This is a genomic window from Pantoea sp. F_5 (genome assembly GCF_008631595.1).
Lineage (GTDB): Bacteria > Pseudomonadota > Gammaproteobacteria > Enterobacterales > Enterobacteriaceae > Pantoea > Pantoea gossypiicola.
Genome location: NZ_VWUO01000007.1, coordinates 248,415 through 261,074, shown reverse-complemented (window position 1 = coordinate 261,074; position 12,660 = coordinate 248,415). Strand labels below are relative to the sequence as shown.

The following is a 12,660-nucleotide window of genomic DNA, read 5'->3' as shown; positions in this document are numbered from 1 at the left end:
ACTCCGTGCGCAGGGTGGCCGGCCGGATAATGGCGACGGGTTTATCAACCGGTACGCGCGGATGCAGGTCATTAAACTGCGGCAGGTCGAACAGCAGCGGGCCGCTGACGCCAAACTGACGCCGGAACGCCGGGATTATGCCACCACTGGCAAGGTCGTCCGGACCGTAGCCGATGCGCTTTATTACGCCGCCGCGTGGGGCCGGGTGATATGCGTACCGGGTGCGGAGCTCGTTTTTTGCCTGTGTGCGGAGGTGTGTGCCGCTGCGCACGCACTTTATATCGAGGCCCCGATACAGCTCCGGCCAGCAGGTGCGGACGTAAGCGCCGGGAAAATGTCGCAAAAACGGGCGCTGGTAGATGGAATCGCCCAGCCCATACATTCCCTGAAAATAATACTGCGTCATAAAACCTCTTCGGGTGCCGCGCGAGGGAAGCAGGTCAGCGACGTGTGGCGCGAACAGTTGATGATGCTGAAAGATGGCAGACTGTCGGCCAGACGCTGAAATTCACTTTGCCAGCGCCGGATGCTTTCGCCGTCTGGATTCTTCAGACCGTCCGGGTGTTCACCGTGCCAGTGGGTGCCGTTTGCCAGCGAGCAGTCGTAGCCCAGCAGAATGATCCGCTCAGCACCGAGATGTGCCGCCAGCTGTATGGCACGCTGGCCAGAGTTGAAGGAGTCGTTATCGGGCGGCCGGAACAGGTTCACGCCGTAGCGCAGGTGCGCCCTGCCGCTGACCGTCCAGCACTGAGCCCGGGTCTTCAGCGTGCTGTGATATTTATCCCACCAGCTGCAGTCGGCGGCAAAAAGATACTGACATTCAGGGATCAGTCCGATGCTGGAGTTAACGGCAATGACAGGATGTCCGGATGCTGTCGCCAGGCGGCAGTCACTGGCGGTCAGCGACGGGCCGCTGGCGATACATATAAATGTGCTATCCACCGGCTTACTGCTTTTTTTCATCCACCAGCGGCACGCCAATCTCGTCAGACATCAAATCTGCCCGGACCTGCGTCACCATGGCAGTTGAATGGGGATTGCCATTTTCACGCAACCACTTAGCCAGCGGTGCTGCAGCGGCTGCGAAGCTCTCCATTTTTTCTTCGGTGGCATAAACCGGGGTGCAATCAACAGACACAATCTGATCCATGCGAATATGTCGCGTTTCGCTACCGGTCTCAGATGTGCGCAGCTCCAGAAACTCATGGGAGCCAGTCAGTACGGGTTTGGAAGTGGAGTAGCCCGTGAAAAATGGGCGTGAGTCTGGCATGTAGATTAGGCCAGATACCCCGGAGCAATTGAATGGCGTTGTGCTTTCGGCGCTGAATAAACTTATCCGCCAGTATTTAACCTTCTTATTCATGATTTATTCCAGATTCAGTTAAGGCATTGCTGCCTGATATAGAACTTTCAATGCAGTGCGGCTTCGCACACTTCGCGGTTTTCTGTCCTGATGGCTTTCACAGCGCACTGCGCCGTAATCGGGTTTGCCCCATTGGCCACCATCCGTGCCATAGTTGCGTTATCATCGTGGTTCATATAGGCAATCATTCCAAACAGCCCCAAAATCACTGCAGCGAAACAGGCCGCCACCCAGTGTTCAAATTCCATATTTTCTCCAATAAAAAACCCCGCAGTTGCGAGGTTTTAGATAGCGAACTTCTTTTGACTAAAGTTATAAATTCCTTCGTGACAAATCCTGATTGATCCTCTCAAGCGTCAGCTTGCTGTCAAAAGAACCGGTGTAGAGCTGTACAATTTCGCGTGACTCAATATTGAAATCAGGCTCTGGATTAAAGACCGTCACCTTTGCATAAACCTTACAGGTCTGCGTATCAAAAACCTGGTATTCAACCCGGATTTTTGATTCCAAAGAGAAGGCGTGGGTTTCGATTAAAACTGAATGCTCAGACATGTTCATTACCTCATTATTCGGGAAAATGAGGTTTATCAGATTATGCTATTTCCAGTTTTGCTCAGCGTCATAACAGCTAGTACCTGAGACACTGTGTAACCACATATTCCTGCAGATACTTCAGCTTTTCCCGGTCGCGGATGATGCCGGCGCGGATGTCGAGAACGTTTCGTCGAGAATCTGCAGCGAGTTCGACGGCGGCTCCATCGCCCAGGCCGCCGGTGCCTGTCGCTGTGCCGGTACCGGACACGGGACATTTTGCGTGGACGTACATGCGGCGAGCACCAGCGGCAAGCTGGCGGCGAAGAGCATCGTTTTCAGATTCGGCAGCACTGAGCGCCTCCGTGTGGGTTTTGTCGAGCGCGGCCAGCTGCTGCTGGCGCTGATTGATATCGGTGATGGTGGCAGCCTGCTGTCTGGCTACCCGCTGAGACTGCTGTGCGGTGGTGCGCCAGGCTATGGCTTTATCGTGATAGTGATCAGCAGCCCACCCGAGCGACAGAACAATGACCACCAGTGCGGCGATGAGAAATTTTCTCATGACAGAAACAGCGCTTTCTCTGCTGCTCGCCGCTTCACCAGCCCGCCCAGCTTACGGCCACCAGCATTAACCCACTTGCCGAACTCTTCAGCCGCACCGGCATAATCGCCCACATTCAGCTTCTTCAGTAGCGTTGAGCCTGCGAAGTTTCCTGAACCCAGATTGAAAATGAACGATACCAGCGCATCGAACTGACTCTGACTGAGTGGCACTTTAACGTTCGCACCGATGGTCAGTTCAGCAACCAGGCAATCCTCCTGCAGCCATGCGTCAGCCTGCTGCGTGGTGCATTTGTCGCCCATGCTGACACCGTGCGTATGGCCGTAGCCAATGGTCGGAATGCCTGCTGGACAGAGGTAAGCGTTGGTTTTCAGCGTTTCGAACTGCTTAATCAGGTCGAGGCCAGTTTGACTTGTCTTCATCTTCTTTTTCCTTTTGCTCATCCATGCCTGTGCGTCGGTAAACCAGCGCCAGGGCAATGTCGCGAAGGCGATCAGCACCCACGAATCCAACCAAGCCGCCGACAAACGCACCCGCATTGGGTGGTAAGCCGAAATATTCCAGCATGGCGGAAAGTGACAGCGCGAAGAGACCGCAAATCAGCGCGCCCGTAATGGTGTAAAGACGCGGCTTACCCGCGCGGATGTCGTTGAGGGCCGATATAGTCAGTGCAGCGCCAGCCGCATAAACCGAAGGCAGATAGGTCGCAATCCATTTCAAGGTCTGATTCGCTATATCGGGCAGGTGGTTGTCATTCATATTGCCTCCGCCCGCATGGCGGCAGATGAAAAGAAAAAAGCCACGCGCCAGCCGTGCGCAGGGTGCGCGATAAGATGCTGGTCGTGGCTTTGGTTATGGGGCCAGATAGCGTCTGGCTGCGCATTCCTTAATCTGCTATCGTGTGCTCACCTAAAACCACATGATAACTGAGGGAATTATTTATGAGTAAGGTTAACTTTAAGTGCCCTGGCTGCAGCCATGACCTCGTCGTAAGCAGTAGTGTCGAAATCAAAAATACAGACGACATCGAAGGAACCACCTGCACAAACTGTAAGCGAGTGATTCACAAAGATGACATTGTTAAGCAAGCCCGAGATCACGCTGAAAAACTCGTCAGAGAAATGTTCGGGAAACACTTCAAGTAAGTGATTTATCTTTTCTTCAATAAGGCGGAAATCCGCTGAAACAGATGTTACTACTTCTTTTTTGATTTCCATTCTGAACCCCAGTAATAAAAAGCCCTGCCAGAAACCTGCAGGGCTGTGAATATGGGTGCGGGCGCTACCCCGCTGCGTTAGCGTGTTATATGGTGCCGGTTGCAGGCTTCGAACCCACGACATCCTGATTACAGGTCAGGCGCTCTTCCATCTGAGCTAAACCGGCGAATTCAGACACAAAAAAAAGCTCACCGAAGTGAGCCTTTAAATTGGATGCTTAAAGATGTCATGCGGCGACTAATTCAAGCCGCTTGCCCAGCGCAGAGAGCGCCTTCTGAACAGTATCTATTTTGGTCGAGTGATGCAGATCGAAGATGCGCGTTATCTCCTGCTTTTTAACTCCCATGCGTGAAGCCAGCTCAACCTGAGTTAAGCCGGAAGCAAGGAAAGCATTCAGCAATAGCACCTTTGCCGACACACTCGCCGGAACCTCTACAAAATCGCCGGTAATCGGACCTGGTGCCGGGACTGGCTGGTTATCTTCAAAATAGAAATCAAATGAAGCAACCAGCGCATCCAGCCCCATCACCAGCGCTTCCTCACGCGTATCGCCCTGAGTAAGCGCCTCCGGTATATCCGGGAACGAAACCACATATCCGCCGTCGCACGGCTCAAGATTAATCGGGTATCGCATATCGTCTTAGTGAAACTTCGCGAGAACCAGCCCCGGAGGGCTGGTTGATTATTTCAGGCCTAGCTGCTTCATTATGGCCTTTCGCAGTGGTTCTTTTAACTCAGCGCCGGGATGCCTCGGCATTACACTTCGCTTCCCGTTGTATCTCAGCTTCAGATGGTTAGTACCGTTTGAAACTTCGACTCCCTGAGATTCAAGCCACCGCCTGAACTCGCTCTGCTTCACTACTCCCCCTGTCTGTTGAACATGGAACTATAGTAATCATTTATGCTTACCAAGTCAACATTAATGTTTACTGAGGAGAGTTGAATATGTGTGATGGCCGCTGCTGATCTCCGGCATGAGGCACCAAGTCATACCATCCCGCACGCCTGAGCGATATTGGTCAGCCTTTCAGGTAGCAATAGGGAATGCGCTTTTCTGTGGCGCAGAAACGGAAAAGGACCGCAGAGGCGATCCTTAAAAAACTGATTTTAAAAAATTACAATCCTCACCCTTTACACTATCTTCTGGATCTAAGGGTAAAAATGTTCTTATCAGAATGGATATCTGAATATCAGATGCTTCTTGCTGAGAGAGGTCTCTCGCTTAAAACAATTCAAAATAAGCAGGTCTGGCTAGACAGACTGAATGATAGATTCGGGCGGCTGCGTTTGCATGAGATTGAAACCGCCGACCTGCACCGGACCATCCGAGTAGTAACACTGCGCGGTTACAGTGCAGCAGCCAAAACTGCACACTCAGTCATTCGTGATTTGTTTAGCGAAGCATATTCGTTCGGGATAATTAAAGCCAACCCTGCAGCACCGTTACTCGCACCCCGCTCATCTCCTACTCGTTCCCGGCTGATTATCAATGAGTGGCGCAGCATATTTAATGCCGCCCATTGTCATGACAGAAAATTTACGCATCAGTCCATGCTGCTGGCACTCATTACCGGCCAGCGCAGAGGTGATATAGCCGCGCTGACAGCCGAGAATGTCAGGAACGAATATCTATATGTGACGCAACAGAAAAGTAATGCCCGTTTAGCAATACCACTCTCACTGAGGCTGGATGCTATCGGTTTAACGTTAGGGGACGTTATCAGGCGACTACCATCACGTGGTCCACTACTCAGATTTGAGAATGGCTCCGCTGTAACACCCTCATCCCTGTCGTACGGATTTTTGAGGGCCAGGCGCATCGCGTTTCCTGATAACGCGTGGGATGGCACTCCGCCAACGTTTCATGAGCAACGCTCACTGGCAGAACGCCTCTATTACTCACAGGGTATTGATACCAGGACGTTACTGGGCCATAAATCCCAGCGGATGACTGACCATTACCACGATAATCATGGTCGGGAATGGATATATGTGCGTCCCTATTGATTATCGATTATGCGCTGAACCTCACCCGCTGTCTGATTGAACCTATCCCCCTCCAGCTCTACACCAATCGCAAAGCGGCCCAATTTCAGGGCCGCTTTTATCGTTGACCCTGACCCCATGAAAAAGTCAGCCACTAAATCACCCGGCCTGCTGCTGGCATTGATGATCTGCTCCAGCATGTCGGCAGGTTTTTCACAGGGATGTTTGCCGGGGTAAAACTGAACCGGCTTATGTGTCCATACGTCTGTATAAGGGACCGCTGCCGTGACGCCGAAATATCTGCGCAGGGATTTGTACTCATCCTGCAGCTCCAGATATTTACGGTTCAGTGAGTGATACGTGTCCACCAGCTGGTGGTGAGGTGTGGCTAAAGCACCTGATTGATACCGTGCGATGGCTATCTCAGAGAACAGTGCCTGAAGCTTGAGGTAATCAGCCTCGCTGGGTAGCTGCCACTGACTGCCGCCGAACCAGTGCGACACCATGCTTTTCTTACCGGTCGCTTCAGCTATTTGAGCAGCTGTCACGCCCAGTTCTGAGCGGGCATCACGAAAATAATCAATCAGCGGAGCCAGCACATGCCGTTTAAGTTCAGTGCTATTTACAGTAAAGAGGTCCGGCTTGTATGGCCCTTGGTAATGTTCGGCAAAGAGTATGCGCTCGGTGGCAGGAAAATAAGCCCTAAGGCTTTCTTTGTTACACCCGTTCCAGCGACCGCTAGGCTTAGCCCAGATGATGTGGTTAAGAATTTTAAATCTGTTACGCATCATTATCTCAATATCCGATGCCAATCGATGGCCAGAGAAAAGATAAATGCTGCCATTGGGCTTTAGTACTCGCCAGAACTCAGCAAGACAGTTGTCCAGCCACTGTAAATAATCCGCATCCCCATTCCACTGGTTATCCCAGCCATTGGGCTTAACTTTGAAATAGGGAGGATCAGTAACAATCAAATCGACAGAGTCGTCAGGAAGTGTTTTCAAAAAGTGCAGCGCGTCGTCATTAACCAGCTGCGCTTTGTTTTTGCGCATTGTTTTGTGTGCCTAAATTTGTCAGGCTTATAACGCTTTGTGCACTAAAGCGGTGGGCCTTGGTTTGCCCGTGAGTATGACAACGGGCAAGTGGCTGGGCGGGTGCTCCTACACCCCCCAGTCGCCCATTTCACAGAAAAAAACTGCCATCACTGGCAGTGCTTATAATAACCGAACTGATAAATAGCAAGCCCGGCCATTACTAATTGTGTGAGTATGAACTGACAGCGTGCCGTACTAATATGAGTATGTTCGGCAATTTGACTGGCAGTAGCTGGAGTTGCATTCAGATCGTTAAAAATTGCCCTTGCCTCTTCCGTCATATATGGCTGTTTTTTCATTTTACCCCCCTGCATTATCGACGTGACATACAGATAACTCTGGTTAAAAGTGACAGCAAGCTATGGATCGGTGTTGCGGGCCATAAAACGCAAAAAACCCGCCGAAGCGAGGTTTTTATAGAACTGGGGTTTTGTGATTTGGTAATGAAAATCGCAAAGCCTCCCCATCATTGCGAGAATGATGGGCCTTTTTCGTCAAAATGTCAACGTGTCACCTTCCTGAGCATAGAGTCGGCTAAAGCTTCCTCTTTATGGCACTGCATGATTAATGCTTCATAGAGTGGTTTAAAATGACGCCTCCACCCTGGCTCGCTTAGGCGCATAACTGTCAGACATATAGCCCGGCGAACCGCCTCACCAGGCAGGCGAGCATAGCCACGCCCGGAGCATTTCGGACAGGTTTTAGTTACCGGCACGCCCTGCAGTTTGCTTTGTTCCTCGTCCAGAACAACCCCTTTACCGTGACAGCGGCACGCATTGCTGATTACCCCTTTGCCCCCGCATGATTTGCAGAGGACACGCTGAATCTCTCTGACCTCCCGCTTTACCTCATATTCAGACGGAATAATCTTCACTCCCCATTTAAGTGAAGTTCTCAAGATCTCCTGCGCTGCGGGAGGGGTGTGCGCCTTAGTACTGAACACCTCCGCCTCGATAAATCCGGTACCGCTGCAGCAGCTGCATGGCCGGGTACTGGCTGCGCTACGTGTGTAATCCTGATAGGCGAACGTCGCCAGGAGTTGAATCAGACTGCTCCTCACAGGCTCGCTCAGTGAGGCAATCGCCCGGTAACGTGCCGCCTGCCCCATCCCGTAATCAGTGAGCATGGAAACAGCACGGTCGCTGGTGGTGATCCCATGTTTGGAGAGGAACAGCTCAAACCCAAATCGCGCCTGTGCCTCAGTCAGCCCGAACGACGCCATCACATCTGATATGGCCAGCCGTTCGCCGGTTGCTCCAGGCGCATCGCTGAGTGCGGGTGTTTTAGGCGCAAAAAATTTAACTGCACTTTCAAGGTTCATTTGTCGTTCCCATCCAATAAATCATTTACCTGCACCAGCAGGCTTTCTTCAGTACCGTAAATTTCTTCCCAAATCTTCTGCCCGGCATGAATGGCCACGCCATAACCGCCGGTCCGGTGATGGGGAGGACATAGAGGAATTGTTCTGTAGTGGCTGGCGCGCTGCCCTGCTCCGCAGCCTGCACGAAGATGATGCACCTCTGCCGGACTGAACACGCCAAAATGCTGCTGACAAACAATGCAGCCAAGGTCAGCCACGCGCTGCAGGTGATTACGTTCGGCTTTCTTCATGCCGCATACTCACATAGCTGAGCCGCAGCGTTTTCTGCCTCCTGAGGCGTACTGAACGGACGATTGAGGATGTGCAGCCAGAGCACATTAAGAACGGCTTTATAAACCTGGCGGAATTCGTCTTCACTCATGCTGGCGAATGAAATTGAGCGAGCCTCACGGCGAACGGTGCCGTCCGGCAGAATAAATTCATCATAAAAGCCCGCGGTCATGACCGCCCATTTACGATACGCCTCAAACGATTTAACCAGCACCACCCCTTCAGCGCGCTGGTGTCCTGTGCGCGTAAGCCAGACATCCAGCGTTTCATCGAGAATATTCTGTTGGCCGGTCATCGATATCAGAAAATCAACGTAGCCACGCAGGAGCAGTTTCTCTGACTCACTGACAGCACCCGCGATCGGCGTCCAGTACTGAAAGCCCAGATTGAGCAGGGAGAAGAAGAGTTTGTGGAAGCGGTAATTGCGCGCCTGGCGGACGTCGCAGTTAAGCAGAACGCCGGGTTTGAGGCGACGCACAAATTCGCTGGCTTCGGGCGTGGCCGGAGTCAGTGTTTGTGGTGCGGATTTTACAAGGTGTAACTGTGCCATCAATCTCTCCGGTGGCACAGTGGTTACTCGGGCTGTTCAGACCCGATGAATATTATAAAGGGGCTATTCGCCTGCGTCCAGGACCTGAATACCAGCTCTTTCTGATGTCTCCTTGATCATTTTCATGCTGGCAACGAACTCATCATTTCTCAGTACGAATCCCCAGGCAAAGCTACCATCGTCATTTCGATAAATGATAACTGGCCGGGTACTTTCGTTGATTTCAGGGATCAGGTGATCAGGAATAAACACAGCTCACCTCGCCAGATATTTTAACAGCCGATGCAAAATTCATTATTACCTCAGAGTTACGCTCTGAGGATAATCGTCCTGACTTCCTCAGACCAGCATCCCTGCAAAAATGAAAATCCCGCGAAATCACACCTACCCCAATAGAGGTAGGGTCATTTTTTAAGCGCTTTCTCTGAATTTGTAAATTGACCTGCATCAAGTAACGATAACCGTTGTAAAAATCGCAGTACTTTTGCTAAACAAGGGTTAAACGTGTGTAACCCATTACAAGCATAAAATCTGGTCAGACCAGATAAGTTATAACACCGGAGACTCACCATGCACCCAGCCATCGCAATTATTAAAGACGAAATTCATCGCATCCAGATGCCATACGGAAAAATCGCAGATAAATCAGGGATTCCTCTCAACAGGTTACGTAACATGCTGACTGGCCGAACTCCGGTATCGCTCGAGGAGCGGGATCTGATCTGCTCAGCAATTGGCGTATCGCCAGTTAATATTGTTATCCGGCGGGGTGACCTGGCGGAAAGTAATGACTATCTGGATCTGAGCTGGATGCCTGAAGGGATGCGAAAGTTACTGACTGAGTTCTGCAGGACCCTGAAGCTCTCTCTGATAAAGTAAATAATGCGACTAAGCGATATGAGAATTCCCATATCGGACCAGTGAAAGGATTGGGTGCATGAGACCAGCCACTACAACTTAAAGAGGTGGCGGGGATTGCTCCCCGCCGGTTGCTCTTACTTAGGTTCGTAATCCATGAATACAGCAACCTCCGTGTGGCCGGTTCGGATTCGGACCTCACAGAGGTCTTTTCTCATCACCAGTATCGCGGCCAGCGCCGCTCCTATAACGATGGTGGCGATCAGGATCGCCGTTTGCTGCTTCATGGTTGCTTCTCCTTGCCTTTCGGCGCGTAAGAGGCTACCTTTATGTTGTCGAGACATAAGAGGGGCCTCAAGTTGATTTAAAGTCACTTGGGGCTTTTCTCTTTCTGCCGTCGGCTAATGCTTAAGGCAGAAAGCCTCAAGCACCCGCAGCGATTATACCTCACTTTATTGCTGAAGATAACTGCGCCACACCACCTTGCATCCGCGCAACACGGCGCACCAGATTTTCAATCTGCGCCAACGTGCGTTTTTTATTTTTCATAATGCGATTAAACTCCCGCTCTTCCTGCTGTAATGCCCTGCGCTGCTGACATACCCATGCCGGGGTCGGGAATGGCTGAAAATCTTCCGGAGCAGACCAGATTACCTTAAGCGGTGCTGATGCCACTTCATCGGCCACGGCTGCACCTGGTAAGATTTCCTGCTTAACTGGTAAATTTTCTGGCTCAACTGGTAACTTTTCCGGCTGTACTGGTAAAGATTCCGGTTCGGATGGTAAGGATCCCTGCTCCACTGGTAAGCACCAGTGCGACCCGTCCCGGCAAACAGCGCCCTCATCCTGCAGTTCCCGCAGCATCTTCAGGGCGTCGGTGGTATCAATTTTCAGGATAGCGGCCAGCTCGCGCGTGCTGGCTTTGCCGGTTCTTCCCAAAATATCAGTCAGTTTTTCCATGTGTATTTTCCCTCAGATCAGTGTGCCCGCGCTGCACGCAGCAGCCAGTCGAATTCGTTATACTGCGTGATGTATGCCAGTTCGGCTTCGCTGAAGCGGATCGGCATCCGTGATTTTCCGGACACCGTGCGCCTGTTCACCGCTACAGATCGCTCATAAAAACGATCGCTGATACTGTGCAGACAGTAAGCACGGTGCCGGCCACGGAGTGATGTTTCCATACGGCAATTGGGTGACCCTTTAAGCACTTTGAGCGCCACCCAGAGACTTTCCGGATCGTAGCCAGGACGGGCTTTGCGCAGCAGCACGTGCATATCCGGCACCGTCAGCGTTTTGCCGAGGATAAGTTTTGCCAGCTCTGCGCCGGTGATTTTGTGTGAGGATTTCACGTTCAGTGCCTCCCTGATTTTGAGTTGCCTGCGCCGCCGGCATTTTCAGTGGCGGCTTTTTGTCGCCTGTATTGCTCGAGAAGAAGCTGTGCCGGTGTTGGACCAGCCGGGTGCCGGGGTCTCTCAAGCTGCCTGCGTACTGGCGGGATCGAAAAACCGCTATTGACGTGCTTTTCCCACTTCGCCAAAAGCCTGCCTGCAAGTCCTTCGAGTTCGCGTTCGGTCATCTGGCGCTCCGTTCCCGTGCGGCGCATCTCTGTGCAAATCTGATATAAAACATCGTGCCGCCAGGGGAAGTGTTCTGCCGAGCCGTAGCGGTAAGTTTCATTGCGCCACCGCCAGTACTCGCTCATTACGTCGCTGGTTTTCAGCCCCAGCGCCGTCTGGCTATTTTCAGCCACGAGCGCCACAAATTCGGCAAGATCTGGGGGCCAGGAGTTACCCGTCGCGCAACGTGCAACCATCACGTTACAGATCCCCGTCATCTGGGCGCTGGATAAATTCCCGACCTGAGCAATCCAGAGATCTGAAGGTGCCGAGCCGTTTTTGATTGTCCACCGGCTGGAGTAAATCTCCCCCATGGTTTCCCAGAATGTCCATGCCCTGTCCTCGAGTTCGCTGCTGCTGCTGACGGGCTGCGCGGATCTGCTGAACGGCGACGTTTGCGGTTGATGTTGAATCTGGTTCTGCATGCCTGTTACCTCGTGTTTTGAGATTTTCTGCAGCCGCACGCTGCAGCTGTGTTGCGAATTTCTGTTCCCACTGGACCTGATGAAAAAATTTACCCTCGGCCTGCCAGTAGGCGATGAAGTTGTTCAGGACCGGCTGCCAGTTCTGGCGGTTCATGCCATCAGGCACAGCTCTGCCCCAGAGCGCGGCATACCGTTCGAAGTCGGGCGAAAGTTCCCAGCCCGGATGCATCGAAAATTTACCGGTCGGCGGCGAAGCGGAAAATAAAACACCGGGCTGGCCAGGGTAGTCAGGTAGTTCTCTGGCAGGTGCGATTTCGACTGGCGAAATTTTGCCCTCGCTATGTATGGGGTTTAGATCTTTAGGTTCCTCTGGGGGATTCCGGATCCCGTTTTTGGGATCGTTTAACGGAAAAAACGGGATCGTTTGGTTATTTTTAACACACCCGGTTTTGGGGGCGTTTGGTTTAACCTTCCCGTTTTTGGGTGCGTTTAAACTATCCCGTTTTTGGGTATGTTCAGCGTCAGCAATACTTTCTTCCACACCCAAAAGTCGATAGACGGGGATCTGCTTTGTTCGCCCCCGACGCTCACCGGTATCTTCGATAAAGCCCTGCGCAATGAGATATTGAAGGCATGACTGAACCGTTTTTTTATCCAGTTCTGTCGCTTCTGCCAGTGCGGTGATTGAGGGGTATGTGGTCAGATCTGAACCGCACATGTCCGCCAGCCAGGTGAGAACGGCCTTAGCAGACGATCTGCCAGTTTTCACTTTTTTTGCCCACCGCATTGCGTCGAGACTCATAAAAA

The 12,660-nt window shown here is 51.9% G+C and carries 22 protein-coding genes, 1 tRNA gene and 1 pseudogene; 1 reads left to right on the top strand and 23 read right to left on the bottom strand.

The features are described 5' to 3' along the window. From F3I44_RS12075 to F3I44_RS12020, 12 genes and pseudogenes are all read right to left on the bottom strand, one after another. Nucleotides 1-406 (bottom strand): annotated as a pseudogene (locus tag F3I44_RS12075) (hypothetical protein); the annotation flags it as partial. Further along, entirely contained in the window at nucleotides 403-942 is a 540-nt protein-coding gene (locus tag F3I44_RS12070) for a hypothetical protein (RefSeq protein WP_223811670.1), read from the bottom strand. The gene F3I44_RS12070 and the pseudogene F3I44_RS12075, both read right to left, overlap by 4 nt. A gap of 4 nt (nucleotides 943-946) precedes the next feature. Further along, on the bottom strand, nucleotides 947-1,270 hold the full coding sequence (locus F3I44_RS12065; protein ID WP_150015915.1) for a hypothetical protein: 324 nt from the start codon (nucleotides 1,268-1,270) through the stop codon (nucleotides 947-949). 140 nt (nucleotides 1,271-1,410) lie between these two features. Beyond that, on the bottom strand, nucleotides 1,411-1,611 hold the full coding sequence (locus F3I44_RS12060) for a hypothetical protein (protein ID WP_150015914.1): 201 nt from the start codon (nucleotides 1,609-1,611) through the stop codon (nucleotides 1,411-1,413). 64 nt (nucleotides 1,612-1,675) lie between these two features. After that, nucleotides 1,676-1,915, bottom strand: a complete 240-nt coding sequence (locus F3I44_RS12055) for a hypothetical protein (protein ID WP_150015913.1) — start codon at nucleotides 1,913-1,915, stop codon at nucleotides 1,676-1,678. Between the two features lie 76 nt (nucleotides 1,916-1,991). Further along, on the bottom strand, nucleotides 1,992-2,456 hold the full coding sequence (locus F3I44_RS12050; protein WP_150015912.1) for a lysis system i-spanin subunit Rz: 465 nt from the start codon (nucleotides 2,454-2,456) through the stop codon (nucleotides 1,992-1,994). After that, nucleotides 2,453-2,878: a lysozyme gene (locus F3I44_RS12045; protein ID WP_150015911.1), complete on the bottom strand. Its 426-nt coding sequence runs from the start codon at nucleotides 2,876-2,878 to the stop codon at nucleotides 2,453-2,455. Before F3I44_RS12045 ends, F3I44_RS12050 begins: the two co-directional genes overlap by 4 nt. After that, entirely contained in the window at nucleotides 2,844-3,215 is a 372-nt protein-coding gene (locus F3I44_RS12040) for a phage holin, lambda family (protein WP_150015910.1), read from the bottom strand. Before F3I44_RS12040 ends, F3I44_RS12045 begins: the two co-directional genes overlap by 35 nt. A gap of 176 nt (nucleotides 3,216-3,391) precedes the next feature. Continuing rightward, nucleotides 3,392-3,796: a hypothetical protein gene (locus tag F3I44_RS12035; RefSeq protein ID WP_150015909.1), complete on the bottom strand. Its 405-nt coding sequence runs from the start codon at nucleotides 3,794-3,796 to the stop codon at nucleotides 3,392-3,394. Beyond that, nucleotides 3,764-3,839, bottom strand: a tRNA-Thr gene (locus F3I44_RS12030). Before F3I44_RS12030 ends, F3I44_RS12035 begins: the two co-directional genes overlap by 33 nt. Nucleotides 3,840-3,899: 60 nt before the next feature. After that, the gene (locus F3I44_RS12025) at nucleotides 3,900-4,307 is read right to left on the bottom strand and encodes a type II toxin-antitoxin system HicB family antitoxin (RefSeq protein WP_150015908.1); all 408 of its coding nucleotides are present in this window, start codon (nucleotides 4,305-4,307) and stop codon (nucleotides 3,900-3,902) included. Between the two features lie 48 nt (nucleotides 4,308-4,355). After that, a complete protein-coding gene (locus F3I44_RS12020; protein ID WP_052271421.1) occupies nucleotides 4,356-4,532 on the bottom strand; it encodes a type II toxin-antitoxin system HicA family toxin in 177 nt (58 codons plus the stop codon). 185 nt (nucleotides 4,533-4,717) lie between these two features. On the opposite strand from F3I44_RS12020, the gene F3I44_RS12015 reads away from it, so the two are divergent. Then, entirely contained in the window at nucleotides 4,718-5,680 is a 963-nt protein-coding gene (locus F3I44_RS12015; RefSeq protein ID WP_150015907.1) for a tyrosine-type recombinase/integrase, read from the top strand. Here the strand turns inward: F3I44_RS12015 and F3I44_RS12010 are convergent. The 11 genes from F3I44_RS12010 to F3I44_RS11960 all read right to left on the bottom strand — a co-directional run bounded on the left by F3I44_RS12010 (nucleotide 5,674) and on the right by F3I44_RS11960 (nucleotide 12,655). Next, nucleotides 5,674-6,711 carry a site-specific DNA-methyltransferase gene (locus tag F3I44_RS12010; RefSeq protein ID WP_150015906.1) on the bottom strand — a complete coding sequence of 346 codons (1,038 nt, stop codon included), beginning with the start codon at nucleotides 6,709-6,711 and terminating at the stop codon, nucleotides 5,674-5,676. The two genes, F3I44_RS12015 and F3I44_RS12010, sit on opposite strands and share 7 nt — an antisense overlap. 149 nt (nucleotides 6,712-6,860) lie before the next feature. Next, on the bottom strand, nucleotides 6,861-7,052 hold the full coding sequence (locus tag F3I44_RS12005) for a TrmB family transcriptional regulator (protein WP_150015905.1): 192 nt from the start codon (nucleotides 7,050-7,052) through the stop codon (nucleotides 6,861-6,863). Nucleotides 7,053-7,255: 203 nt separating this feature from the next. Beyond that, nucleotides 7,256-8,074 carry an antitermination protein gene (locus F3I44_RS12000; RefSeq protein WP_150015904.1) on the bottom strand — a complete coding sequence of 273 codons (819 nt, stop codon included), beginning with the start codon at nucleotides 8,072-8,074 and terminating at the stop codon, nucleotides 7,256-7,258. After that, the gene (locus tag F3I44_RS11995) at nucleotides 8,071-8,364 is read right to left on the bottom strand and encodes a Ref family recombination enhancement nuclease (RefSeq protein WP_150015903.1); all 294 of its coding nucleotides are present in this window, start codon (nucleotides 8,362-8,364) and stop codon (nucleotides 8,071-8,073) included. Before F3I44_RS11995 ends, F3I44_RS12000 begins: the two co-directional genes overlap by 4 nt. Next, entirely contained in the window at nucleotides 8,361-8,954 is a 594-nt protein-coding gene (locus F3I44_RS11990; RefSeq protein WP_150015902.1) for a DUF1367 family protein, read from the bottom strand. Before F3I44_RS11990 ends, F3I44_RS11995 begins: the two co-directional genes overlap by 4 nt. 63 nt (nucleotides 8,955-9,017) lie before the next feature. Continuing rightward, entirely contained in the window at nucleotides 9,018-9,206 is a 189-nt protein-coding gene (locus F3I44_RS11985) for a hypothetical protein (RefSeq protein WP_150015901.1), read from the bottom strand. Between the two features lie 743 nt (nucleotides 9,207-9,949). Further along, complete coding sequence (locus tag F3I44_RS11980; RefSeq protein WP_150015899.1) at nucleotides 9,950-10,099, bottom strand: Hok/Gef family protein; 150 nt, start codon at nucleotides 10,097-10,099, stop codon at nucleotides 9,950-9,952. Nucleotides 10,100-10,259: 160 nt separating this feature from the next. Beyond that, complete coding sequence (locus F3I44_RS11975) at nucleotides 10,260-10,772, bottom strand: hypothetical protein (RefSeq protein ID WP_150015898.1); 513 nt, start codon at nucleotides 10,770-10,772, stop codon at nucleotides 10,260-10,262. 17 nt (nucleotides 10,773-10,789) lie between these two features. Next, a complete protein-coding gene (locus F3I44_RS11970) occupies nucleotides 10,790-11,161 on the bottom strand; it encodes a hypothetical protein (RefSeq protein ID WP_150019426.1) in 372 nt (123 codons plus the stop codon). Nucleotides 11,162-11,163: 2 nt separating this feature from the next. After that, on the bottom strand, nucleotides 11,164-11,625 hold the full coding sequence (locus F3I44_RS11965) for a replication protein P (protein ID WP_223811672.1): 462 nt from the start codon (nucleotides 11,623-11,625) through the stop codon (nucleotides 11,164-11,166). A gap of 4 nt (nucleotides 11,626-11,629) precedes the next feature. Further along, nucleotides 11,630-12,655, bottom strand: coding sequence for a DnaT-like ssDNA-binding domain-containing protein (locus F3I44_RS11960; protein ID WP_150015895.1), 1,026 nt, complete (start codon nucleotides 12,653-12,655; stop codon nucleotides 11,630-11,632). Nucleotides 12,656-12,660: the final 5 nt, after the last annotated feature.